General features: G+C 41.9%; 22 protein-coding genes. 20 read left to right on the forward strand and 2 right to left on the reverse strand.

Annotation, left to right across the window (positions count from 1 at the left end; all coding sequences use genetic code 11):
• Nucleotides 1-60: 60 nt before the first annotated feature.
• From TY15_RS06155 to TY15_RS06215, 13 genes are all read left to right on the forward strand, one after another.
• A complete protein-coding gene (locus TY15_RS06155; RefSeq protein ID WP_040209436.1) occupies nucleotides 61-1,230 on the forward strand; it encodes a thiolase family protein in 1,170 nt (389 codons plus the stop codon).
• Nucleotides 1,231-1,329: 99 nt separating this feature from the next.
• Nucleotides 1,330-1,914 carry a TetR/AcrR family transcriptional regulator gene (locus TY15_RS06160; RefSeq protein WP_040209435.1) on the forward strand — a complete coding sequence of 195 codons (585 nt, stop codon included), beginning with the start codon at nucleotides 1,330-1,332 and terminating at the stop codon, nucleotides 1,912-1,914.
• 36 nt (nucleotides 1,915-1,950) lie between these two features.
• On the forward strand, nucleotides 1,951-3,633 hold the full coding sequence (locus TY15_RS06165; protein ID WP_392391373.1) for a long-chain fatty acid--CoA ligase: 1,683 nt from the start codon (nucleotides 1,951-1,953) through the stop codon (nucleotides 3,631-3,633).
• Between the two features lie 73 nt (nucleotides 3,634-3,706).
• A complete protein-coding gene (locus TY15_RS06170) occupies nucleotides 3,707-4,573 on the forward strand; it encodes a branched-chain amino acid ABC transporter permease (RefSeq protein WP_040209433.1) in 867 nt (288 codons plus the stop codon).
• Nucleotides 4,573-5,604, forward strand: coding sequence for a branched-chain amino acid ABC transporter permease (locus TY15_RS06175; RefSeq protein ID WP_040209432.1), 1,032 nt, complete (start codon nucleotides 4,573-4,575; stop codon nucleotides 5,602-5,604). Before TY15_RS06170 ends, TY15_RS06175 begins: the two co-directional genes overlap by 1 nt.
• A 1-nt stretch (nucleotide 5,605) precedes the next feature.
• Entirely contained in the window at nucleotides 5,606-6,373 is a 768-nt protein-coding gene (locus tag TY15_RS06180; protein ID WP_179301879.1) for an ABC transporter ATP-binding protein, read from the forward strand.
• A complete protein-coding gene (locus tag TY15_RS06185) occupies nucleotides 6,366-7,073 on the forward strand; it encodes an ABC transporter ATP-binding protein (RefSeq protein WP_040209431.1) in 708 nt (235 codons plus the stop codon). The genes TY15_RS06180 and TY15_RS06185 overlap by 8 nt, the downstream gene beginning before the upstream one ends.
• 108 nt (nucleotides 7,074-7,181) lie before the next feature.
• Complete coding sequence (locus TY15_RS06190; RefSeq protein WP_040209430.1) at nucleotides 7,182-8,390, forward strand: ABC transporter substrate-binding protein; 1,209 nt, start codon at nucleotides 7,182-7,184, stop codon at nucleotides 8,388-8,390.
• A gap of 234 nt (nucleotides 8,391-8,624) precedes the next feature.
• On the forward strand, nucleotides 8,625-9,569 hold the full coding sequence (locus TY15_RS06195) for an MBL fold metallo-hydrolase (protein WP_040209429.1): 945 nt from the start codon (nucleotides 8,625-8,627) through the stop codon (nucleotides 9,567-9,569).
• A 48-nt stretch (nucleotides 9,570-9,617) separates the two neighbouring features.
• Nucleotides 9,618-11,135 (forward strand): long-chain-fatty-acid--CoA ligase, encoded by a 1,518-nt coding sequence (locus TY15_RS06200; protein WP_040209533.1) that lies wholly within the window; start codon nucleotides 9,618-9,620, stop codon nucleotides 11,133-11,135.
• 26 nt (nucleotides 11,136-11,161) lie between these two features.
• A complete protein-coding gene (locus tag TY15_RS06205) occupies nucleotides 11,162-12,055 on the forward strand; it encodes a R2-like ligand-binding oxidase (RefSeq protein ID WP_040209427.1) in 894 nt (297 codons plus the stop codon).
• Nucleotides 12,056-12,082: 27 nt separating this feature from the next.
• Complete coding sequence (locus tag TY15_RS06210; protein ID WP_040209426.1) at nucleotides 12,083-13,606, forward strand: aldehyde dehydrogenase family protein; 1,524 nt, start codon at nucleotides 12,083-12,085, stop codon at nucleotides 13,604-13,606.
• A 19-nt stretch (nucleotides 13,607-13,625) separates the two neighbouring features.
• Nucleotides 13,626-14,834, forward strand: coding sequence for an iron-containing alcohol dehydrogenase (locus tag TY15_RS06215; protein ID WP_040209425.1), 1,209 nt, complete (start codon nucleotides 13,626-13,628; stop codon nucleotides 14,832-14,834).
• A gap of 81 nt (nucleotides 14,835-14,915) precedes the next feature.
• On the opposite strand, the gene TY15_RS06220 is transcribed toward TY15_RS06215, so the two are convergent.
• Together TY15_RS06220 and motA are read right to left on the reverse strand one after the other, a co-directional pair.
• Nucleotides 14,916-15,677: a flagellar motor protein MotB gene (locus tag TY15_RS06220; RefSeq protein WP_040209424.1), complete on the reverse strand. Its 762-nt coding sequence runs from the start codon at nucleotides 15,675-15,677 to the stop codon at nucleotides 14,916-14,918.
• The gene (gene motA / locus TY15_RS06225) at nucleotides 15,661-16,464 is read right to left on the reverse strand and encodes a flagellar motor stator protein MotA (protein ID WP_096911909.1); all 804 of its coding nucleotides are present in this window, start codon (nucleotides 16,462-16,464) and stop codon (nucleotides 15,661-15,663) included. Before motA ends, TY15_RS06220 begins: the two co-directional genes overlap by 17 nt.
• Before the next feature lie 319 nt (nucleotides 16,465-16,783).
• On the opposite strand from motA, the gene TY15_RS06230 reads away from it, so the two are divergent.
• The 7 genes from TY15_RS06230 to fliY all read left to right on the forward strand — a co-directional run bounded on the left by TY15_RS06230 (nucleotide 16,784) and on the right by fliY (nucleotide 24,319).
• Nucleotides 16,784-17,632, forward strand: coding sequence for a CheR family methyltransferase (locus TY15_RS06230; RefSeq protein WP_244440887.1), 849 nt, complete (start codon nucleotides 16,784-16,786; stop codon nucleotides 17,630-17,632).
• Nucleotides 17,601-18,641 carry a protein-glutamate methylesterase/protein-glutamine glutaminase gene (locus tag TY15_RS06235; protein ID WP_040209420.1) on the forward strand — a complete coding sequence of 347 codons (1,041 nt, stop codon included), beginning with the start codon at nucleotides 17,601-17,603 and terminating at the stop codon, nucleotides 18,639-18,641. Before TY15_RS06230 ends, TY15_RS06235 begins: the two co-directional genes overlap by 32 nt.
• Before the next feature lie 123 nt (nucleotides 18,642-18,764).
• The gene (locus TY15_RS06240) at nucleotides 18,765-20,753 is read left to right on the forward strand and encodes a flagellar hook-length control protein FliK (protein ID WP_040209418.1); all 1,989 of its coding nucleotides are present in this window, start codon (nucleotides 18,765-18,767) and stop codon (nucleotides 20,751-20,753) included.
• 16 nt (nucleotides 20,754-20,769) lie between these two features.
• A complete protein-coding gene (gene flgD / locus TY15_RS06245; RefSeq protein ID WP_040209416.1) occupies nucleotides 20,770-21,207 on the forward strand; it encodes a flagellar hook assembly protein FlgD in 438 nt (145 codons plus the stop codon).
• 38 nt (nucleotides 21,208-21,245) lie between these two features.
• The gene (locus tag TY15_RS06250; protein ID WP_040209415.1) at nucleotides 21,246-22,166 is read left to right on the forward strand and encodes a flagellar hook-basal body complex protein; all 921 of its coding nucleotides are present in this window, start codon (nucleotides 21,246-21,248) and stop codon (nucleotides 22,164-22,166) included.
• A 58-nt stretch (nucleotides 22,167-22,224) separates the two neighbouring features.
• Entirely contained in the window at nucleotides 22,225-23,199 is a 975-nt protein-coding gene (gene fliM, locus TY15_RS06255) for a flagellar motor switch protein FliM (RefSeq protein WP_040209413.1), read from the forward strand.
• Complete coding sequence (gene fliY, locus TY15_RS06260; protein WP_244440888.1) at nucleotides 23,189-24,319, forward strand: flagellar motor switch phosphatase FliY; 1,131 nt, start codon at nucleotides 23,189-23,191, stop codon at nucleotides 24,317-24,319. The genes fliM and fliY overlap by 11 nt, the downstream gene beginning before the upstream one ends.
• The last annotated feature ends 29 nt before the right edge of the window (nucleotides 24,320-24,348 follow it).

The following is a 24,348-nucleotide window of genomic DNA, read 5'->3' on the forward strand; positions in this document are numbered from 1 at the left end:
TCGCACTTTCATAGCGGATGAGGGAAAGGGCATTTCACAATTTCAAGGGGGAACAGAACAATGAAAAGAGATGCAGTTATCGTGTCAGCCGTCCGAACAGCGATAGGCAGGCAGGGGGGAAGCCTTGCAGGAGTTCCTGCCCATGTATTGGGAGCAGAAGTGATTAAGGAAGCGGTAAAAAGGGCTAAAATTCAGCCTGAATGGATTGATGATGTTATTTTTGGAAATGTCCTATCAGGCGGTGGAAACATTGCTAGATTAGCAGCATTACAGACAGGGCTATCACTAGATTTACCTGGACTAACGGTCGATAGACAGTGTGGCTCCGGATTGAATGCTATCAATCTTGCGGCCCAGGCAATTCGGGCTGGTGATGGAGATATCTATATTGCGGGCGGAACCGAAAGCATGAGCAGGGCTCCTTATTTGATGGATCGACCAGACAAACCATATAGCCCGATGCCGCCAAGCTTTAGAAAATCACAGTTATCACCAAAAGAAATAGGCGATCCACCAATGGGGATTACTGCTGAAAACCTCGTTCAAAAATACGAGATTGCGAGAGAAGAGCAGGATGAATTTGCTCTGCAAAGTCAGCTGAAAATGGTGACAGCGATGGAAGAGGACCGATTCGCTGAACAAATCGTTCCGATTACCATTCCAGTTAAAAAGGGCGAGCCGATCGTGTTTAAAACCGACGAGCATCCAAGGCCACAAACAACCCGTGAAGCATTAGCTAAACTAGCACCAGCATTTCTAAAGGGTGGAACTGTTACTGCTGGAAATAGCTCAGGTTTAAATGATGCAGCTTCTGCCTTAGTGATCATGTCAAGGGAAAAAGCGGAGGAATTAAACCTCACGCCATTGGCAGTAATTCGCGCCTATGCCGTTGCTGGGGTTGATCCGAACATTATGGGAATCGGACCGGTGCCAGCGGTGAAAAAGGTGATGGAAAAGTCAGGTTATTCCTTAGCGGAAATGGACCTCATTGAAATCAACGAAGCCTTTGCTGCCCAGGTATTGGCCTGTAATCGAGAGCTTGAGATGAATCTTGAAAAAGTGAATGTGAACGGCGGAGCTATTTCTCATGGACATCCGCTTGGTGCAACAGGGGCTATCCTGACGACCAAGGCGGTTTACGAACTTAAACGGAGCGGCGGACAGTATGCATTGATTACCGCTTGCATCGGGGGCGGCCAAGGAATTGCGACAATAATTGAGCGCTTATAGTTGGGGGTCAGGCACCATATTTATGAGTGGCGGGTGGGGGAATGTAGATGGTGATGCCCCCTGCCCGGTACTTAGCATATAGCCGAAAGGAACTATCCGATGAAACAGAAATTAATGGAAATCGGCATCCAGCTATTTGATAAAAATGGATTTAAATCAACATCAGTGCAGGATATTGTTCGATTTTTAGGTGTAACAAAGGGTACATTCTATTATTATTTTAGCAGTAAAGAAGAGCTTCTAAAGGATATCCACCTCATTTATATTGAAGGGCTTGTAAAACAACAAGAAGTCATTCTCCAAGATTCCTCGATGAATTTTACCAATAAACTGTATGAGATTATTTCGATGTTGATTAAAAACATTCGAACAGAGAGACCAAGTGCACGGATTTTCTCACGTGAAATACGACATTTAAGCGAAAAGTACATTGAGGAAATTAAAATAAAACGGACGTTATTTCGAAAAAATACCCAAAAATTGATTGAAGCAGGCATCCAGCATGGGGAGTTTAAAGAAGGTCTACGGCCTGACATCCTTACGATGGGGATACTCGGTATCACGAATTGGAGCTACTATTGGTTTCATCCCGATGGAGAGGTCAAGGAAGAACAACTCGTTGATATCTTTTTAGAGTTGATATTAAACGGTATCACTATAAATGATAGCGTTTACAAAAACTGATTTTAAGATACTGACATGCTATTAAAAAAAGGAGAGATGTCTGTGTTAACTCTTCATTATGACTACTGGCCAAAGATTTCCAAATCATTAAAAGTTCCCGCTACCTCCCTATATGACAATCTCAAGGTTAGTGCCCATCGCTATCCAGATCAAGATGCGATATTCTATTACGGCAACAAAATAACCTATGAGGAGCTGGATGCGGAAGTTAATGCACTTGCCGGTTATTTACAGCACAAACTAGGCGTGCAAAAAGACGAAAAGGTATTACTATTTATGCAGAACTCACCGCAATTCGTGATAGGGTACTATGCCATCTTAAGAGCCAATGCTGTTGTCGTTCCGATCAATCCGATGCTAGTAGCAGACGAATTGGAATTCTATATAAGGGATTGTGAGATTAAAACGGCATTAGCCGGCCAAGAATTATATGATCGTATCCGTCCATTGTTAAGGAAAACTTCCTTAGAGAATTTACTACTTGCGGCCTATTCGGATTATGCAGGTCATGGGTTTGAAGGCATGCTTCCGAAGGAGGTTGAGGCCACGAGAGTAAACTTTATAGAAGCGGACCATTATCATTGGAATGACGCGATTGAGGCGAAACTTACCCCAACGGAACATACGGCAAAAGGCGATGATTTGGCCTGTCTTCCGTATACATCAGGCACGACGGGGCTCCCGAAAGGCTGTATGCACACGAATAGAACGATTAATGCTAATACGATAGGGGCTTTCTACTGGTCCTCGACAACTCCTAATGCTGTGCACTTAATGACCTTGCCGCTTTTTCATGTAACAGGGATGGTCCATAGTATGCATATGCCGCTTTTTAGCGGAAGTACAATGGTGATTTTAACAAGATGGAACCGGGATGCTGCCGTGGAATTGATCAAAAATTTAGGCTGCACCCACTGGGTAACGATCGCAACGATGATTATTGATTTCTTAGCCAATCCTAATCTAAAAAAAGAAGATATTGCCACATTAACTTCTATTTCAGGAGGTGGGGCAGCCTTACCGGAAGCCGTTGGTGAAAAATTATTTAAGCTTTCAGGCTTACGTTTTGTAGAAGGGTATGGACTATCAGAAACGATTGCGCAAACGCATTTCAATCCACCTGATCGGCCAAAAATGCAATGCTTGGGTATTCCATCATTTGATGTCGATGCAAGAATTATCGAGCCGACGTCAGGTAAAGAGCTTAGTGTCGGAGAAATTGGAGAAATTATCGTGAATGGTCCGCAAATCATGGTAGGTTACTATAATCGTGATGATGAAAATCGAAGTTCTTTTATTGACATCGACGGGAAAAGGTTTTTCAGAACAGGTGATATTGGCCGTTATGATGAGGAAGGGTATTTCTTTATTGTCGACCGTGTCAAACGGATGATTAATGCATCCGGATTTAAAGTATGGCCGACCGAGGTGGAATCCTATCTTTATAAACATCCAGCAATCCAACAGGCCTGCATTGTCGGGGTACCCGATCCACGAAGAGGGGAAACCGTCAAAGCGTTTGTCATTTTAAATGAAGGGTATGAAGGTAAAGTCAGTGCAGAAGAAATCATCGAATGGTCTAAACAGCATATGGCTGCCTATAAATATCCACGCCAGATTGAATTTAGAAAACAATTCCCAATGACTTCGAGCGGGAAAATTCTCTGGCGCACCCTTCAGGAAGAGGAAAAGGTCAAAGCGGATAATAAGGTAACGTAATGACTAGACAATCATAAGGAGTCGACCAAGAAAAAGAAAGGAAGGCTCCTTAAAAAAATAAAGGGGGAGAGGTATGGAGATTCTCATCCAGCAGCTGTTTAATGGTTTAACAATTGGAAGCGTTTATGCATTAGTGGCGCTCGGGTTAACGCTTGTGTATGGAATTCTGCACATTCCTAATTTTGCACATGGAGCCTTATACATGATGGGGGGATACATAACTTTAACGATGATGACCAAATTTGGACTCCATTATTGGATCGCCATTTTTGTTTCCATTATTTTAGTTGGCCTCATCGGTGTATTGATGGAGCGATTCGTCTTCCATCCGCTCCGGGAGGCTCCACCTATCCATGATAAGATTGCTGCCATTGGGATTCTCTTATTCTTAGAAGCCTTTGCTCAATTTTATTGGGGGGCTGAGTACCAAAGCATGCCGACACCCTATGGGCAAGTTGTCCAAATCATGGGTCTAACGTTTACGATGCAGCGCATCCTCATCGTCGTTGCTGCTCTTGTCGTGATGCTTCTATTATATCTTTTCTTGAAAAAAACCTTTATGGGCGCAACGATTATTGCAATGTCACAGAACCGTGAAGGAGCGAACCTCGTCGGGGTGAATACAAACAAGGTCGCAATGCTAACGTTCATGATTTCAGGTGGATTAGCTGCGATTGCCAGCTCCCTGTCATCTCCTATTAATCTCGTTTTCCCAGGGATGGGACAGCTCGTCATTTTAAAGGCGTTTGTCATCATTATCCTTGGCGGGATGGGCAGTATTCCTGGAGCGATTGTGGGCGGATATATTTTAGGCTTTAGTGAAAGCCTTGGTGCCACATACATTTCTAACGACTACAAGGATATTATCGCCTTCATCTTACTTGTCATTATTTTAACAGTGAAGCCAACCGGTTTATTTTCCAAAGGGGGGCAGCATTGATGGCAAAGATCTTTAAACAAAGAAATATGATTTCTCTATTGATTGTTGTGGCTGTATTATTCCCTTTAATTACGAATAATACTTATTATGTACATGTCATGACCCTATCGTTTATTTGGATGATTGGCGTCTATGGTCTCAATTTGCTAGCTGGCTATACGGGTTATCTTTCACTGGCACATGCGGGTTTCTTTGCGATTGGTGCGTATTCAATAGGAATATTAACGGTAAAAGCCGGGATGAATTTTTGGGGTGCCTTTATCTTATCCTTGTTGATTACTTGTGTAATCGGACTCGTCGTAGGCTTGATTGCGTTTCGCACAAAGGAGCATTTCTTCGCCATCTATACTTTGTGTTTGGGATATATTCTTTACCTTATTATAGATAAATGGGACAGTCTCACCGAAGGGGTCCGCGGCTTGATTGGTATACCGGCCCCAGCGAGCATAGGTCCGATCAAGTTTGAAACTGAAATTTCTCATTATTATCTTGTCCTGTTTTTTCTGCTACTAGTTGTCTTAATCATGTATCGCATCATCCATTCCTTAACAGGCAGGACCTATATTGCGATCCGAAATAGTGAGGATTTAGCGAAGACAATTGGGATTTCCACGATGAAAAATAAGTTAACGGTCTTTGTGCTCTCAACGTTTTTTGCCGGACTTTCTGGAGCTCTGTATGCATCATTTGTTCGCTTTATCGGTCCAGATATTGGCGCTATCTCGATCACATTTGATTTATTAACGTACTTATTGGTAGGTGGAATCGGAACATTAAGTGGTCCGCTCGTCGGTACAACACTAATTGTCTGGCTTTCGCAGCAGCTACAAGGTTTTCAAGAATATCGGATGCTTATTTTCGGCCCTGTGTTAACTTTGCTAGTTATTTTCTATCCACGCGGAATTGTCGGGGCGGTTTCTAGCTGGTATACAAAACTGATCTCGAAAAAGGACCATCAAAGGATATTGCGGCCGACAAAAGTGAGAAGTGGAGCATCGATCGAGGCGGAAAAGGAAGTAAAGGAGGGTTAGGATGATTTTTCTAGAAACGAAGAATTTAACGAAGAAATTTGGGGGCTTAGTGGCAGTAAATAATGTTGATTTTGCGATTGAAAAGGGGAAAATCAATGCCATCATTGGTCCAAATGGGGCGGGGAAATCTACATTTTTCAATCTCATCAGCGGTTTCCATCGTCCGAGCTCAGGTTCCGTCATTTTTAATGGCCGTGAGATTACCACCTTACCATCTGATAAAATAGCAAAGCTCGGGATTGCCCGTACCTTCCAAACAACGAATTTGTTTGAACAATCTACGGTTTTGGATAATGTCATTGTCGGGCACCGCTTAAGGACAAAATCAAATCTATTGGATGCCATCCTCCGGACACCACGTCTGAAAGCAGAAGAGGCACAATGCCGTGAAAAAGCCATGGAAGTGCTCGAGTTTGTCGATTTAAAAAATGTCGCGACTAAACTTGTTGGCGGTTTAACGCAAGAAGAGAAAAAGCGCACGGCTTTTGCGCTGGCCCTGGCAACAAATCCGGAAATTGTCTTTTTAGATGAACCGGCAGCTGGCGTCAATCCTGATGAAACAGAAGGTCTGGCTGAGTTAATGAAGAAGATGGCGTCAACGGGAATCACTGTCTGTTTAATTGAACACAAAATGCAAATGATTATGAGCATCGCGGATAAGATTATGGTCTTAAACTACGGAGAAAAGATTGCTGAGGGCAGACCAGAGGAAATTCGCAATAATGAAATGGTGATTAAAGCGTATTTAGGAGGTAGCGCCATTGCTTAGTCTAAAAAATATCTCTGTCAAATACGGAAGCTTTACCGCCATTCAGGATGTCAATATCGAGGTGAACGAGGGAGAAATTGTAGTGCTACTAGGATCAAATGGCGCCGGAAAAAGCACCACCTTTCGAACGATTAGCGGTTTAAGCAAGCCGGCTACTGGTGAACTTCTTTTTGAAGGGAAGAAGGTCAATAAAACATCTGCAGACCAGATGGTGAAATTAGGAATTGGGCAATGTCCGGAGGGACGAAAGCTGTTTCCAGCGATGACGGTTCAAGAAAACTTAAAAATGGGTTCCTATATTCATCGCCGCAAAAAGGAGGAAATCAAGCATCTCCTTGAACATGTTTATGAATTATTTCCAATTTTAAAAGAAAAAAGGAATGATGCCGCAGGCTCACTCAGTGGGGGGCAGCAGCAAATGCTTGCCATTGGTCGGGCGCTAATGTCCAAACCGAAGCTGATGCTGCTCGATGAACCATCTGTCGGTTTGGCACCATTGATTGTCGAGCAAATGTTTGGGGTGATTCAAAAGATTAATAACGAGGGAACCACCATCCTGTTGGCGGAGCAAAATGCCAATGCCGCTCTGAAAATTGCCGATAAAGGCTATGTATTTGAAAATGGCTCGATTGTTCTCCAAGGGACATCAGAAGAATTATTCGCCAATGATGAAGTAAGAAAAGCCTATATTGGGGCATAGTCACTGACCGCTGGGGGCTGAATACTATGCGACTTGAAGGGGGTGGTGAGCGAGAATTTCATCACTGTCTATTTCTGAAGATTCGAATAATATCAAGGGGGAAACCGAATGAAAAGAATGAAGTCGCTTTTAATGATGTGTTTCATCTTCATCATCATTTTCAGTTTAGCAGCCTGTAACAGCACAGAGAAAAAAACAGCTGGCACCAAGCCTGCAGGAGATGGAGGAGACAGCAAAACAGGAATAGTGAACATCGGTTACACTGGACCATTAAGTGGAGCAGCAGCCTTTTATGGTGAGCGGACCTTAAATGGGATTAAAATGGCTGCAGATGAGATTAACGGTGCAGGAGGATTTGAAGTTGGCGGAAAAAAATACAAGTTGAATATCGTTTCCTTGGATGATAAATATTTACCGAACGAAGCTGGTGCGAACGCAAAGAGACTGGTTCAGGAAAATAAGACACCGATTATTTTTACTCCACATAGTGGTGGCGTTTTTGCCCTTCAAGTATTCAATCAGCAGGATAATTTTCTCATTGGTGCCTATACAAGTGAACCGAAAGTGTCAGAGGTGGGCAATGATCTAACCGTTCGAATCCCTCCTCGCTACGATGGCTATTTGAAACCTTTTACGGATTATGAAATGAAAAAGTTCGGTAAGAAAATTGCCTTCCTGCCGACCTCTTCACAGTACGGAAAAGATTGGGCTGATCAACTGAAGAAGTATTGGGAAAAAGAGGGTGGAAAGGTTGTCTATAACTCTTCCATCGACTTTGCTAAAGAAACAGACTTCTTTACATCCGTCACGAATGCCTTAAAGGAAAAGCCAGATGTATTATTCATTGGGGGTGCCTCCGAGCCAACAGCTAAGGTTGCCAAACAAGCACGAGAACTTGGCTTTAAAGGCGGATTTATCGTTATGGATCAGGCGAAGTTTGATGAAATGAAAGCGGTAACAGGTTCGTACGATTTATTAAATGGTTCTATTGGCGTTATGCCTTTAATAGATTCGACTAACAGTCCAGCGATTCCTGATTTTGTCAAAAAGTATAATGACAAATATGGTGAAAATCCAGGTTCAGAAGCGGGTCTAAATTATATCGGCATGTATATTTTTGTTGAAGCGATGAAGGCTGCCGGATCGGTAGATGATGCTGTTAAAATTCAAGCGCATATGCAGGATGGCGTTTCAAACATCGCTGATAATGTGAGAATCTATCAATTTACTAAATTTTCTGGTGGGGGCTTCGATGGCGAATTGGAAGTAGCTGCGATTGAGGACGGAAAAGTCGTTCCAATTAAAGTTGAAAAATAGTTGTACCGAGGGCAAGGGTAATACTATCTATTGCATAAAATACTAACTAAGGACCCCCTTGAAGAAATTACGAGTTGGTAAATCGTAATGGATCTTAAGGGGGTTTTTATGTAACTTTTTTCTCCTATGTACTCATAATATCGGATCAGCAAAAATATAGTTTTTGAGAGTGGAAGGGTTATCCATTTTTTGGATAGAATTGTTCTATAGTTTTTCAGAAAGGAGGTTCAGCTCTTGTTTAAAATTGTTCCCCTTGAATTATCTACCCATTTTGCTGAAGGAACGGTAAACGCCTTTTTGGTATTGGGAGACAAGATTACGTTAATCGACACAGGCAACCCTGGTAAAGAAGCCTTTCAACAACTCAAAGAAAGATTACATAATCATGGCGTGACATTGACGGATCTTGATGCCATTGTCCTAACGCATACTCATATTGATCATGCTGGTGCCATTCCACACATACAAGCTGAAGTAGATCTACCCATTTATGTCCATGAGCGGGCGAAAGACTCACTTCATGGCGGGTATCATGAGTTTGAAAGGGTGAAGCATTTTTTTGACCAATTTTTACAATCCTGTGGGGCAGATCCCCTAAAACATATCGTCAAACGGAATTATATAGAAGAATCTTGGAGAAATGTTTCTTATCTACAGGAAGGTGATAGGGTTCCCATTGGTGGGAAGAGCTTTACGGCAGCACATGTACCTGGCCATAGTCAATCGGATATTCTCCTTTGGAATCGTGAAACCGGGGATGCCTTTGCTGGTGATCATTTACTTAAGGGTTTCTCTGTGAACGCCTTCATTGAGCCGCCCAGCCCTGGGGAGACAAGTCGACCAAAACCATTATTACAATATCGGGAATCCCTTGCGAAAGTCAGTAAATTACCATTAAAGATGATCTATCCTGGCCATGGCGAGGTATTCGATGATCATTTATCGTTAATTAATAAAAGATTACAAGAACAAGAGAAGCGCTGTGATCAGATAGTAGCGATCCTTAGGAATGGAAGAAAAACCATTTTTGAAATTTGTGGAGCAATGTATCCACATTTACATGGAAAGACCGTCTTTTTAGGCTTATCGCAAATACAAGGCCACTTGGATTTGCTGGAATTACGACAACAAGTTCGTTTTGAACAGTCTGGATCGCTGGTGAAATACAACCTTATTTAGAAGGATTTAGTCATGTGTCCCATAAATTTTACGAAGGGAGTGGAATGTGTGCAGCTTAAGGACTTACTTGAAACGAATATTGCTGATTATCGTGAGTATCCCTTTTTATTTTTCAAAGACAAGATGTATACAAATCTAGAGACACAGCAATATGCAGACCAATTTGCCAGTGGCTTACAAAGTCTGGGCGTTAACAAGGGAGACAGGGTACTCGTTTGTATGCCTAACTGTCCTGAGGTTCTTTTTGCATATCAAGGTATTACGAGGGCGGGGGCGATTATCGTCCCAGTGATGTTTACCCTACATCCAAAGGAACTACATTATATTGCCCTTAATTCCGGGATCAAAGTAGTTATCACCTCAGCGACTACCCTGAAAAATGTTGAAAAATCACTTGAGGGCTTGTCAGTCCAACCAAAGCTAATCGTCGTCGATCTTCCATCAAATGAGAAATGGAGGAATTTTTATGATGTGGTCGGTCAGGGCGAGCAGAAGGAGGCCGAGGATAGTAAGGGTGACGACACGGCGGTCATTCTCTACACCTCCGGGACAACGGGAAATCCGAAAGGGGTGTTACTAACACATCGAAATTTAGTTTCAAATGCGGAAAACTCTGTTATCCATAATGAAACAGAGCGGGGCACGACCTTAGGGGTTTTGCCGCTTGCCCATGTATATGGTCTAACCGTCTCCAACATTTGCTTATTAACGGGCAGCTCTATCGTCGTGTTTTCCAACTTTGATGTGAAGGAAGTGTTCAAGGCAATTGAAAAATATAAAGTAAGAACGTTTTCCGCAGTTCCTGCCATGATCCATGCACTCGTTTCCTATCCGGAAGCTGAACAGTTTAATACGTCAAGCCTTGAATCGGTAGGCTCAGGGTCCGCGCCATTGCCCGTTGCCTTACTGAATGCCTTTGAACAAAAGTTTGGTGCGAAAGTGCTTGAGGGCTACGGCTTGTCAGAAGCAGCGCCAGTTGTGACGGCACACACGAAACGAATGGAAATAAAGTCAGGCTCGGTCGGCACCCCGATTCCAGGAGTCGAAATCAAGATTGTCAATGAAGTCGGTGTGGAAGTGCCCATTGGTGAGGTTGGTGAATTGGTTGTTCGTGGTGCCAATGTAACGCCGGGCTATTATCAAAATCCGGAAGAATCCAGTCGAGTCCTCCGCGATTCCTGGTTATTTACCGGCGATATGGCTCGTGTCGATGACGAAGGTTATCTGTATATTGTGGATCGGAAAAAGGACTTAATCATTCGTGGTGGGTTTAATGTCTATCCACGTGATGTGGAAGAAATTTTATCGGCGCATGAACAGGTTGTTGAGACGGCTGTAGTCGGTGTTCCAGATGAACGGATGGGGGAGGAAATGATCGCCTGTGTCGTGAAAAAGGCAGGATCCGCTGTATCGGAGGAGGAGTTAATCCGCTATTGTCAGGATCACTTGGCAAAAAATAAAACCCCTAGAAGAGTTGTGTTTCTTGACACACTCCCACGAAATGGTGTTGGAAAAATACTGAAAACGCAGCTAAGGAAAACAGCGGCAGAGATGGCCATCAAATAATCACGAATAAATAGGAGGAGAAACAAATGGGAAAAAGAACGATTTTAACAACCAGTACTAGAGGGATATTAGAGGATTCATTTCCTTACAGACTTTATCAAAAAGCGAAGAGGCTAGGGACATGGAACCCGGCGGACATAGATTTCCGGCAGGATCAAAAAGACTGGAGCATGATGAATACAGAGCAGAAAGAAGATATTTTGCGGCTGATTTCTCAATTCCAAGCCGGTGAAGAAGCGGTCACCCTGGATCTATTGCCACTCATGATGGCGATCGCCAAAGAAGGCCGTTTGGAAGAGGAGATGTTTTTAACGACCTTTTTATTTGAGGAAGCAAAGCACACAGAATTTTTCCGACTTGTCTTGAATGCTATTGGTGAAAAAGGTGAGCTATCCCATTTTCATACGGAAACCTATCAAAAAATTTTCTATGAAATTCTTCCAACAGCAATGGAACGTCTTGTGACGGACCAGTCGCCTGAAGCGATTGCCGAAGCATCCGTTGTTTACAACATGTTTGTCGAAGGGGTATTAGCGGAAACTGGCTATTTTTCCTTTTATGCTGCTCTGGAAACAGCGGGAATCATGCCAGGGTTACTAGAAGGAATTGGTCAATTAAAGAAGGATGAGTCCAGGCATATTGGTTATGGCACCTTCCTTTTACAACGATTGATTTGTGAACATCCACATCTGTTTGATTTTGTTGCTGCTAAAATGGGAGAACTGACCCCATTAGCCATTAGCTTAAATCAAGAGGGGATCGCGGGAAGGGAGGTTAGTGCGTTTGGCGGAGACCCGGATGACATTATGAATTTTACGCTAAAACAGTTATCTGTCCGAATGGAAATTTTAGCACGGGCAAAAGGCAAAAAAATCGAAGAGATTTATAGATATACAGATAGTGAACTAGGGGTATTGTAAGTACATTTAGTAGAGGAGGAAGTTAGGATGACTGTAAAGGTAGAGGTACCAACATTTCCCCATTTTATCAATGGAAAATGGGAGCCAGCCAGCAGCAAGGAAACATTTGATGTGTTTAATCCGGCAACGGGTGAGCTCGTCGCAAAGGTAGCAAAAGGAACGGAGGTAGACGTAGACCGAGCGGTAAAAGCAGCACGTGCGGCATTTGATCAAGGAGAATGGAAAAACATGAACCCGAAGGATCGGGCAAAAATCTTGTACGCTATTTCCTACCAAATTGCCGATCATGCGGAAGAGCTCGCCTATTTAGAAGCAATAAGCTCAGGAGGAACGGTCCGTCGGATTGGCAACAGTGATATTTTACAAATGGTCGATTTGTTTCAAACACTGGCGAACTTCACGGTCGACTATCCATTTTCAGAAACACTGCCTGTTCCGCCCTTTCCAGGACCGGCCCACAATTTTATCTGGCGAGAACCAATCGGTGTGTGTGTGGCCATTACCCCATGGAATTTGCCGATGTCAATTGCCACTTGGAAAATTGCCCCGGCACTCGCGATGGGGAACACGATTGTGATTAAGCCCGCCAGTTATACTCCATTATCTACATTGAAGCTGACAGAAATTATTTCGGCTGTCGTGCCACCAGGTGTCATCAACGTCGTCACCGGCCCTGGTGCTGATGTGGGCGAAGCCTTAGTGCAACATCGATTGGTTGACAAGGTGGCATTTACGGGATCAACCGATGTGGGCAGGCGAATCATGGGTCTTGCAGCGGGCACGATCAAAAACACTACATTAGAGCTTGGTGGAAAATCACCTAATATTATTTTAGAGGATGCAGACCTGAATATTGCCTTACCTGGCAGTCTTTTCGGCGTATTCCTTCACTCCGGTCAGTTGTGTGAATCGGGTACGAGGTTATTTGTTCCTGATAAGCTCTATGATCAAGTGGTTGCCGGTCTCGTTGCTCTTTCCAGTAAACTAAAGCTCGGCAATCCGCTTGATCCAACCACAGATGTCGGACCAGTCATTTCGAAAAAGCAAAAGGAAACCATCCTTGCCTACATTGAAGCAGGGAAACAAGAGGGAGCTACCCTTGTTTGTGGCGGGAAGGAAGTCAAGGTCCCAGGCTGTGAGGATGGTCATTTTATCGAACCAACTATTTTTACAAATGTAACAAATAATATGAAAATTGCCCAAGAGGAGATTTTTGGACCTGTCTTATGTGTGATCCGTTATGCTGAAATTGAAGAGGCGATCCAAATGGCCAATGATACGATTTATGGGCTAGCTGCTGGTGTGTGGACACGTGATGTCAATAAAGCCTATGAGGTGGCCAGACAGCTGCAAGCGGGGGTTGTCTGGATTAATGACTGGCATATGCTCCGCAGTGATGCACCGTTCGGAGGCTACAAACAAAGTGGTATTGGCCGCGAAATGGGTCAGCATTCACTCGATGCCTATACACAAGTGAAGCATGTGCATACATCGATGACCCCTGAATTGGATCGACGCAACTGGTATGGAATTCTGTTTGGTCAAAACTAATAAAGAGGTGAAGAGGAATATGAAAACAACCTTATCGCAGTTTATGTTACGGACGGGGATTTATAGCGGTTCAAATTCACGAGCAATGGTGCCAAGTTTATTCGCTGGTCTTGGATCGAAACGGGTGCTGCTCCTCAGTGACCACGGCTTAGAAAAAGCAGGGATCGTCGAAAAGGTGGCCTCTATTTTTGAATTGACGGGTCATGGAAGCGGACCTGAATTAGTCGGAACCTATCTTGATATTGCCCAAGATGCCGAGAGTCACTGCATTAATGATGCCGTCCGTTATGCTAGAGAGGTGGGCGCTGATAGCTTACTTGCCGTTGGCGGCGGGAGCGTGCTTGATACCGTAAAGGGCGTGAAATATGCGCTCCACAAAGGTTTAGCTGATATAAAAGAGACTATTCCAGGCGGACTATTATACGAACAGTTTCCTAAAGCGAACCATATGGGGATCCCTCATATTGCTATTCCGACAACGGCAGGAACTGGTTCGGAAGTGTCGCCGATCGCGGTTATTTTTAACGAGGAAATTCAAATGAAGACCAATATTATCAATCCTTTTATAAATGCTGATATAGCCATTTTAGACCCTGATTTAACAGTAGGGCTTCCACCGGTTATTACAGCCTTTACCGGCTTTGATGCCTTAACACATGCGATCGAAGCACTCGCCTCACCGACCGCAACTGGACTAACCGATGCCTATGCCTTACATGCGATTCGTCTAATTGAAAAAAATCTGTCGATTGCCGTAGAAGACGGTGGCAATCTCGATGCCCGCATGGACCTTCTCCAAGCCAGTCTGATGGGAATTACGGCCTTTAGCTTTGCCCTAAATGCGATCCCGGTTCATAATATGGCACATGCATATGGCGCCTTATTCCGCATTCCGCATGGCCTAGCGAATGCAGTCTTTTTACCAGTTGTCATGGAAATGGTGCCTACCCTGTATTTGCCTAAAGTGGCTGAGCTCGCTCAAGCGCTCCACGTAGAAGTGAAAGATGCCTCATCACAAATAGCGTTAGCGAAGGTCATTGAAAAAATTAGATTGCTTCAACAACAGGTAGGTTTACCAGCAGATTTCAAGGAGTACAACATCAGTGAAGAGGCAATGCAGAGTACCATCCCAGCGGTGATGAAGGATCCAGCTGCCCTAAGCTTCCCAATACCAAAAGAATTGATTGCTGCCATCGGGCAAAAAGTGGTCCCATTGCCAGTGAAATAAACGGAATAAGAAAGGAGTATCATCCGTCTTTTAAGTAAAAAAAACGATCTGATTATTAAAATCAGATCGTTTTTTGGGGCTTTAACTCGTACGAAGGACCACAATATTTACCCTTCGATTGGCTTGTTTATGTGCAGCAGTATCATTAGGATAAAGTGGCTTGAATTCTCCATAGCCGACAAATTGCAAGCGATCCTGGGTTATATTTTTTGAAGCAAAATAATGGAGAACACTAACAGCTCTAGCAGAAGAAAGCTCCCAGTTTGACGGGAATTTAGAATTTTTAATCGGAACATTATCAGTATGTCCTTCAATACTGATGGGATTCGGAACAGTCGACATGATCCCTGTTAAGATATTTAATGTGTCAAACGAACTTTCTTTTAATTCTGCTTTACCCGGATCGAAGAGAATCACATCTTTAAAGGAAATTTCCACTCCTCGTTTTGTTTCACTCAGGGTTACCATAGCTTCCAACTTGTTTTCACCAATGTAGGCCTCTAATTTCTGTTTTAATTGGTCAAGCTCGGGATCCTCGTCCTTTGTTTCATCTTCCGTTTTAGTTTCCTCTTGCTTTGCGTTTGCAGCAGGTTCCTCTTCTGTTTTTCCTTGTGGTGGAGTCGGTGACAATCCGGACTGATGATTGGCAATATTTGTCCCTGTCAATTCCTTTTTAAATGATTCCATAATGGCGTCATATTTGGATTTATTCACACTACTTGCCGCAAATAAAACAATAAACAAGGCTAATAAAAGAGTCAAAATGTCCGCATAGGGAATGAGCCATGATTCGTCGATATGCTCTTCATGCTCTTCGTCAAAATCTCTACGCCGTTTTCTCATTGGTATGATCCTCGTTCTTTTTTTCGTAAGAAATGCGTTCTTTTGGAGAAACGTAGACAGTTAATTTCTTTTCTAACGCACTAGGAGAAAGACCTTGATAGACGGAAAGCAAGCCTTCGATCGTTAGAAGTTTTAATTCTTGTTCCTTTTTTGAGATTCGCTTTAATTTATTGGCAATCGGATGCCATAAAACATAACCAGAAAAGATTCCCAATAACGTGGCAATAAAGGCTGCAGAAATTGAATGCCCTAGTTTATCAATATTATTTAAATTTCCAAGTGAGGCAATAAGACCAATAACGGCACCAAGTACGCCCAACGTAGGGGCATAGGTGCCTGCTTGTGTAAAGATGAGGGCACCTGTTTTGTGACGTTTGTCAATTGCGGCAACTTCCTCTAATAAGACTTCCTCAATGAATTCAATATCATGACCATCAATAATTAACTCAAGCCCTTTTTTGAAAAATGGATCAGTTGTTTCGCTCGCTAGTTCTTCAAGTGCAAGAATCCCTTCTTTTTTTGCAATTTCTGCACACTCAACTAAACGGGAAATTTGATCAACCTTTGTTGTTAATTTTGGTTCAAATAGGGCGATTCTAAGTAAAATAGGAAACTTTTTAAGTTCACTAAATGGAAATGCAATCATAATTGCCGCTGCAGTTCCTCCAAATATAATTAGCAATGCTGCGGGATTATATAATGCAATGAGATCAGCACCTTTTAAATACATTCCAACCCCAATTGCTATAAGTGCTAACAAAATTCCGAAAATACTCGACATCACTATCTCCCTTTAATTTTGATAAAAACTATACCTAATAACATTGTACGTTAATCGATAAAATTCGACAATAAGCATTTTTTTATTTTGTTTGATAAAGAAGAGTTTTTGATTGCTTAAACAAAACGAAAATTTTTCTTTTTTTGTAAAAATTAGGGCAAAATTATTGAAATAATATATAAATTTCTGCCAACCATATCAAAACATGGCACTCATACAGTATAATAATTGAAGAATCAAAATTAAGAATAAAACTATCAATAAAATATCTTTCTTCTAAATATAGTTGCTCTCCCAAATGGAAAGAGAAGCAGCAGTAAAGGTGATGAATATGCAAGATAATGGGCTTATCAAATTAAGTCAAATAATTTATGATTACTGCGGATTGCGCTTCAACGATCGACTCACTACGCTAAAAGAAAAGATTGGAAAACGAGTGGACGAATTAAACCTATCGTTCGGAGAATATGCGGAATACTTAAAAATTTCTCCGATGGAATGGGATATTATTGTTGAAATATTAACCATAAATGAAACGTACTTTTATAGGGAAGAGAGTCAACTAGTCGAATGCTGTTCGTTAGTCCTGCCTCAATTGAAACAGAAAATTAGAAATCGTCCGTTACGCATTTGGAGTGCAGCATGTTCAACAGGGGAGGAACCCTATACCTTAGCAATGCTGATACAGGAATCAGGACTGTTTCCATTTGGAACTGTTGAGATCATTGCCACAGATATAAATAAAAAAGTTCTGCAAAAGGCAGAAAAGGGTTGGTATCATCAAGGGTCATTTGCATTCCGACGTATTCCTGGTGGAATGTTGGAAAAACACTTTACTTTGACAGATGGTGGGTACCAAGTAAATGGTGCGATTCAAAAAATGGTGAAATTCCAGCATTTAAACCTGCTAAATCAGGATAAAGTTGCCCAATTAGGGAATGTTGACATTATCTTTTGTAGAAATGTATTGATTTATTTTGATCAGGATACAACCAAACAGGTAATTCATAGTTTACATCGGAATTTGACACAGGGCGGTTATTTGTTTCTTGGACACGCAGAATCTATCACGGATTTGACCATGGGGTTTCAAAAAGTAGACTCAGATAAGACTTTTTATTATCGAAAGGAAACTAATCAAGATGAAACAATACGGTGTATTAGTAGTCGATGACTCTGCCTTTATGAGGAGGGCTGTCAGTCACATTATTGAAGAGGATCCTCAGCTTTATGTGATTGGGATTGCGAGAAACGGGGTAGAGGCTGTTGAAAAGGTTCAGCGTCTTAAACCTGATCTTGTCACGATGGATGTGGAAATGCCGGAAATGAACGGAATTCGGTCATTAAAAGAAATCATGAAATTATCGCCTGTTCCAGTCGTTATGTTAAGTTCTCTTACCAAAGAAGGGGCAAATGAAACCTTACTGGCACTAGAATACGGGGCAGTTGATTTCTTTTTGAAAGACAATCTTCTCAAAAATCCAAGCGATCAAGAACAGATCGAAGAGTTTTTACAGAGAATAAAAAGTATTGTCAAAGGAAAACTTCCAAGTCCTTCTCCTGTACTACGACCAATCGAAAATAAAGTAACAAAACTAGTTAATCAGAACATTGAGCTCATTTTTATCGGTTGTTCCACTGGTGGACCATCTGCTTTACAAGCGATTTTACCTCAATTTCCTAAGGATTTTCCGATTCCTATTGTCGTGGCACAACATATGCCAGCTGGTTTTACAAAACCATTGGCCGATCGGTTTGACACCTTGTGTCATCTAAATGTAAGGGAAGGAAAAGATGGGGAAGAAATCCAGGCAGGAACCATTTACATTTCACCCTCTGGTTATCAAACCAGATTTGAAAGAAAACAGGATGGGACAGTCGTTTTGCTGATTGATAATCATGAAGAAGGTCAAGCTTTATATAAGCCGTGTATTGACATCTCATTAGCTTCTGCAGCACCAATCTATACCAACCGTCTTTTATCGATAATCTTAACTGGTATGGGAGTGGACGGTATGGAAGGCTGTGGAGCAGTAAAAAAATATCAGGGAACCGTGTTAGTAGAGGACGAAGAGTCATGCATTGTCTATGGTATGCCAAAGGCAGTGGTACAGGCAGGATATGCAGATGGACAATATCCATTATCAAAAATATATGAAGAAATCCTTTCCCATTTGCAATGAATTTAAAACAAAATCCATCAAAGAAAATATTTGGCAATTTAAAAATTTCATGACGAAAAATGGCGAATAGGTTATAATGAAATATAATTGAAATAGATAGTCGACTATAAGGAGGGTAAGTGTTTGGATGCCGCTCAAATTAGTATCAAAATAAATCAAACAACTCAATCTGACGGAGGAAAAACAAAGTTAGCCTCACAAACTGCAAATATAGGAAATTCCTTTAACCAAATATTCACCTTGTTTCAAAAATTAGGGCAACCTCCAATATTAGATGAACAGGCAGTTGTATCAACTTTGACAAACGTCTCTAACAAAAATGAACCGTTTGAATTGGATCTTCAAGATCTTAGTGTTGAGGATTGGGAGCAATTAGACACCATTTTATCGGAATGGATTGCCGGGTTACAGCAAGTGTCAACCACCATACCTGAAGAGGTACCGGAAAGTATTGGAATTGGCAATGGAAGTCTGATTTCGACAGAATCAACCTCGTTCAGTCCGCTTGCTGAAGTCAATACAGAAGGAAGACAGGCAGTAGCTCAATGGCTTAACTCAACTGGGATGTATAGTGATGTTGATGCTACTGAAATGGGGAATCTATTTTTACAACAAATAGCTAATCTCCCTGCAAATCAAAAAGATTTGATGGAACTACCTAGTGATATAATCGAGAAGATTAACACCATTTTCACAGAAACGATGGACTCGAAGAACACAAGTCCACTAACTGCGCAAATGCAGGTCCAGGGTAATAATACATCTGGTAGGAGTCTCGATAAGTATCAGGTGTTCCTTTCACCTATTAATATTCAATCGCAAATGATTTACTTTGAAAATATGAATCAAACCGTTTTATCCAATCAGCCTCAAATGTCTGAAAATAGTAATTTATCAAATTCACCATTACTTTCTATTGCGGAAGTTGTTCCGGAATTAAGTGAATGGATTAGCAGTCAAACGAATCTCCCTACTAGTTTGAGTGAAGGTAATGGCGGCAGATATTTATTAACCCCAACGGCGTTAGGAACTATAGAGGTTAATTTAACGTCAGTTCAAGGGCAAATATATGTGCAAATGATGACTGACACCACTAGGGCAGCAGAACTGCTAAATGCACAACTACCAGCATTGAAGCAAACGCTCGAACAACAAGGTATTCCAGTTGAAAATCTTACAGTTGGTCAATCGAATTCCAATCTAGCAATGACAGGTTTTATTACTGAGCTTAGTGAATGGTTTAGTAAAAATGGTCAATTTCCAAGTCAGGATGAAGTGAACCAAACATTCACCATATCTACTAAAGAATTAGGTGACTTGGAGGTTACTATCACCTCAGAACAAGGAAAACTAGTCGTTCAACTAGCTACCGACTCGGAACAAGCAGAAAATATGCTAAAGGGAGAGGCCACGCGACTTAAAGATGCGCTCCATTTGCAAGGTATACCAGTAGCGGTTTTAGAAATTGGACAACAATCGAACGATTCTAAAATAGAAGAGTTCACAACAGCCGATCATGTTGAAGCGGGGACGGGTACAACTACTGGAGCTGTTTCGACTTCATCCTTGCAGCTGCCTAGCGATAATGTTTCAAAGCCTAGTATTCAGGGACGCGTCCTTACAGTAGCTGATTTTGTTCCCGAAGTGAGTCAATGGATGGGCGGAAAGTTAACCTTAACCAATCAGCCAACTGGAGCGGCTGAGGCAAAATTTTCTTTGTATCCAGAGCATTTAGGACATGTTGAAATTAAAATTTCAACTCAGCAGGGCCAAATTGCTGCCCAAATTATCACGGATACACTTGCTGCTAAGGAAACACTGGAAGGGCAATTACAGAATCTGAAGCAAGCATTGCAGCAACAGGGCTTGCAGGTGCAAAAGCTGGATATTGTTCAGCAAACACCTCATTCCATGGAGTGGAATCAAACGAGTCAATCCTTTGCACAAGGTGGATTTGGGTCATCCGCTGAGCAACGAACGAATACTCCAACGAAGGATTCTTTAAAAAAACAGAAAGAAGCTGATCAAACAGATACGGAGAGAGAGCTTATAGTTAGTACATACGGAAGCTCAGTTGTAAAACCCAGCTCACGTATTGATTTTACAGCTTAGGAGGGAGAAAAAGTTTATGAGCAATTGGATTGATGTTTCAACTGTGATTAAGAATAACGCAGTCACCAATAGCGGCCAGAGCTTTGAAGAAAAAAGTACACTTGGCAAAGATGATTTTCTTAAAATATTGATGACCCAATTGGCCAATCAGGATCCGACAAACCCACTTCAGGATAAGGATTTTGTTGCACAAATGGCCACATTTAGTTCACTTGAACAAATGCAAAATTTAAACACATCCTTTGAAAGATTTTCCAATAGTCAAATCAGCCAATATGCTTCCATGATTGGTAAAGAGGTAACCTGGACACCAGATGGAACAACTTCACCAGTTTCAGGGGTTGTTAAAGGAATTTCCTCTGAGGCAGGAAGTTATTATTATATGGTCGGGGATAACAAGGTTCCGATGGAAAAGGTTACGGAAATAAAGCAAGTTGAAAATGCTTCAAACTAATCCAATTACGTAAGCAAGAAAATAGGGAGGAACAAATCATGTTAAATTCATTTTATTCAGGCGTTTCTGGTATGAAAGGCTTTCAAACCAAGTTAGACGTTATCGGAAATAACATTGCAAACGTTAATACAGTTGGATTTAAGAAAAGTAGGGTCGTTTTTCAAGATTTCTTAAGCAAAAATCTTGCAGGAGCCAATGGACCTACTAATTCGCAAGGTGGTACGAATCCAATGCAGATTGGACTTGGTACAAAAGTTTCCACCATAGATACTGTTCAAACGCAAGGAAGTCCAATGTCGACTAATGTGGGCTCGGATCTAAGTGTTGACGGTGAAGCTTATTTTGTAGTGGTTTCACCACAAGATCCAAATCAGTACCTCTTAACAAAAGCAGGTAATTTTACTTTAGATGGTGGGGGGAACCTTGTCACAACCAATGGTTATTTAGTGGCAGGAGTTGCTGAAGATAACACTGGTGTACAACAAGCTGTTCCAATTCAAATATTTGATGATGAAGTAAGCAATCAAAAATTCACTTCTTTTTCAGTTGATAATAGCGGAAATATAAATGTCGTGAGAGAAGATGGAGAGAGCGGAAAACTAGCAAAAGTAATGGATCCTACTGATGCTAACTTTGGTAAATATTATCTGAATGATGAAACTTCGAATACAAATGAGATCATTTCTATTGGTACATCGGTTGTAACGAATCCTGGCGGTTTACAAAAGGTGGGGAATTCCATGTTTGTCACCACAGCGAACTCTGGACAAGAATTCTTTGGCCGCATTGAAGATAATGCTGGGGGACAAATCAATGCTGGTGTTTTGGAAATGTCTAACGTGGATTTAACAGAAGAATTTACGGAAATGATTGTTGCTCAACGTGGTTTCCAGGCAAATGCTAGAACAATTACAACATCTGATTCGATTATGGAAGAAATCGTAAACTTAAAACGTTAATTTGCTAGAGTAATATAAATTGATTGAATAACTCAGGGAAGAGTTAGGGGGATGCCCTTTGGCAGAAGTATTATCGCAACAAGAAATCGATGCTCTTCTATCGGCGTTAAATAATGGCGAGCTGCAAGCATCCGATGTCACAGAGAAAAAAGAAAAAGTAAAAGTGTATGACTTCAAGCGTGCCATGCGGTATTCAAAGGAACAATTACGGAGCATCACGCGAATCCATGAGAACTTTACACGGCTGTTTACATCCTACCTTTCTGCACAACTTAGAACGTTCGTTCAAATCGAAATTGATCTGGTAGACCAGGTGGCCTACCATGAATTTATCGCGTCCATCCCCTCGCGAACGATTTTGAACGTTTATGATGTGAAACCAATGGATGGCAAAATGGTGATGGAAATTAATCCCCAGGTTGCCTATGCCGTGATTGAGCGTTTGTTGGGCGGGCAGGGGGATCCATCGGCCCGTGACGGATCATTAACAGAAATCGAAACCGTACTCATGCAAAAGATGTTTTCTAAGGCCTTTACGATGTATGAAGAGGTGTGGAAAAGCATTGAAAGAATAAATGTAAAATGGGACACAATTGAATCGAATCCGCAATTTATTCAAATCGCATCTCCAAATGACACCGTGATTATCATTGCTCTACGTACAACCATAGGAGAGGTTACAGGTAGAATGACCCTATGTCTGCCACATTTGATTGTGGAACCCCTGCTGCCAAAATTAACTACGCATCAGTGGCTTTCTTCCTTATCAAAATCAAATACCCTAGGACAGGATCATATTAAGCAAAATCTAGATGCTGTTCGTGTACCAGTTGTGGCTGAGCTTGGCCGTGCGACGATATCGGTTTCCGATTTGATGAATCTGCAAACCGGTGATGTAATTGGAATTGATACAGGAAAAATCCAAGTCAAAGTAGGAGATTTGCCAAGATTTCTCGGGGACCCGGGGCTGCAAAAGGGGCGTTACGCAGTTCAAATCGACCAAGTAATCCAAGTGGAAGGAGATGATCTATAAGATGGGCGACGGTATCTTATCTCAAGAAGAGATAAATGCGCTTTTCAATCAAACAAGTACAAAACCAAGCTTAAATATTGATGATTTTTTAAGCTCAATGGAAAAAGATGCAATAGGGGAAATTGGTAATATATCATTAGGCAGCTCCACTACTGCTCTTTCTATGCTCTTAAATCAACGGGTAGAGATAACCACTCCTACACTAAGTGTCATTGAACAAGATCAAATCGAAGGAATGATACAGGAAAAAAGTGTAGCTGTGCATGTGGACTATACCACTGGTATTCGTGGAAAAAATCTGCTTATCATTAGGGAAAATGATGCAAAAATCATCGCTAGCTTAATGATGGGCGGTGATGGCACACAGTTGGAAGAGGAACTTTCTGACCTGCACCTCAGTGCCGTTCAAGAAGCAATGAATCAAATGATGGGATCCGCTGCGACGTCAATGTCAACGATTTTTAATCAAAAAGTAGATATTTCGCCGCCAGCGATCGATGTGTTGGGATTACCACCAAAAGAACTGGAACATTTTGATGATGATGTGGTTATCGAGGTTTCTTTCCGGTTAAAGGTCGGCACGCTGATTGATTCGAATATGATTCAGTTTATTCCCCTTTCCTTTGCGAAAGAAATGGTTCATAAAATCCTCAATCAACAAGAGCCAGAACCAGTCAATCCTGTTCCCGTAGTAGCGGAAAAACCAGCAGCTCCGCTGCGACAAATGCCAGCTCAGCAGGTAAATGCTTTACCTGTTGATATCGGAGCCACTCCGGTAGCACAGGAATCAGTTAATGCAAATATTCAAAAGGTTGAATATGCTGCTTTTTCAGAAAAAACGGCAGCAAGCAATGGGGTTAGTAATATTGATTTATTATATGATATTCCATTGGCCATTACCGTGGAGCTGGGTAGAACGGAAATGCCAATTCGTAAAATATTGGAATTGGGCGCTGGTGCGGTCATTCAACTCGATAAATTAGCTGGCGAACCAGTTGATATATTAGCGAACAACAAACTGATCGCTAAGGGTGAAGTGGTAGTGATCGAAGAGAACTTTGGGGTGCGGATTACAGACATTATCGGCCAAGCCGACCGTCTAACCAAAATGAGTATGTAAAATTTTTAGAATTGAATATTGGAGGTTAA

This window comes from Neobacillus jeddahensis, assembly GCF_000612625.1.
Lineage (GTDB): Bacteria > Bacillota > Bacilli > Bacillales > Cytobacillaceae > Neobacillus > Neobacillus jeddahensis.

Excerpts from the sequence above, each read along its gene's own strand:
- TY15_RS06165 (WP_392391373.1), top strand. The coding sequence starts at position 1,951 with ATGTCTGTGTTAACTCTTCATTATGACTACTGGCCAAAGATTTCCAAA.
- TY15_RS06175 (WP_040209432.1), top strand. The coding sequence starts at position 4,573 with ATGGCAAAGATCTTTAAACAAAGAAATATGATTTCTCTATTGATTGTT.
- TY15_RS06205 (WP_040209427.1), top strand. The coding sequence starts at position 11,162 with ATGGGAAAAAGAACGATTTTAACAACCAGTACTAGAGGGATATTAGAG.
- TY15_RS06220 (WP_040209424.1), bottom strand. The coding sequence starts at position 15,677 with ATGAGAAAACGGCGTAGAGATTTTGACGAAGAGCATGAAGAGCATATC.
- TY15_RS06170 (WP_040209433.1), top strand. The coding sequence starts at position 3,707 with ATGGAGATTCTCATCCAGCAGCTGTTTAATGGTTTAACAATTGGAAGC.
- TY15_RS06250 (WP_040209415.1), top strand. The coding sequence starts at position 21,246 with ATGTTAAATTCATTTTATTCAGGCGTTTCTGGTATGAAAGGCTTTCAA.
- TY15_RS06210 (WP_040209426.1), top strand. The coding sequence starts at position 12,083 with ATGACTGTAAAGGTAGAGGTACCAACATTTCCCCATTTTATCAATGGA.
- TY15_RS06230 (WP_244440887.1), top strand. The coding sequence starts at position 16,784 with ATGAATATGCAAGATAATGGGCTTATCAAATTAAGTCAAATAATTTAT.
- TY15_RS06215 (WP_040209425.1), top strand. The coding sequence starts at position 13,626 with ATGAAAACAACCTTATCGCAGTTTATGTTACGGACGGGGATTTATAGC.
- flgD (WP_040209416.1), top strand. The coding sequence starts at position 20,770 with ATGAGCAATTGGATTGATGTTTCAACTGTGATTAAGAATAACGCAGTC.
- fliY (WP_244440888.1), top strand. The coding sequence starts at position 23,189 with ATGATCTATAAGATGGGCGACGGTATCTTATCTCAAGAAGAGATAAAT.
- TY15_RS06235 (WP_040209420.1), top strand. The coding sequence starts at position 17,601 with ATGAAACAATACGGTGTATTAGTAGTCGATGACTCTGCCTTTATGAGG.
- TY15_RS06160 (WP_040209435.1), top strand. The coding sequence starts at position 1,330 with ATGAAACAGAAATTAATGGAAATCGGCATCCAGCTATTTGATAAAAAT.
- TY15_RS06155 (WP_040209436.1), top strand. The coding sequence starts at position 61 with ATGAAAAGAGATGCAGTTATCGTGTCAGCCGTCCGAACAGCGATAGGC.
- TY15_RS06190 (WP_040209430.1), top strand. The coding sequence starts at position 7,182 with ATGAAAAGAATGAAGTCGCTTTTAATGATGTGTTTCATCTTCATCATC.
- TY15_RS06180 (WP_179301879.1), top strand. The coding sequence starts at position 5,606 with ATGATTTTTCTAGAAACGAAGAATTTAACGAAGAAATTTGGGGGCTTA.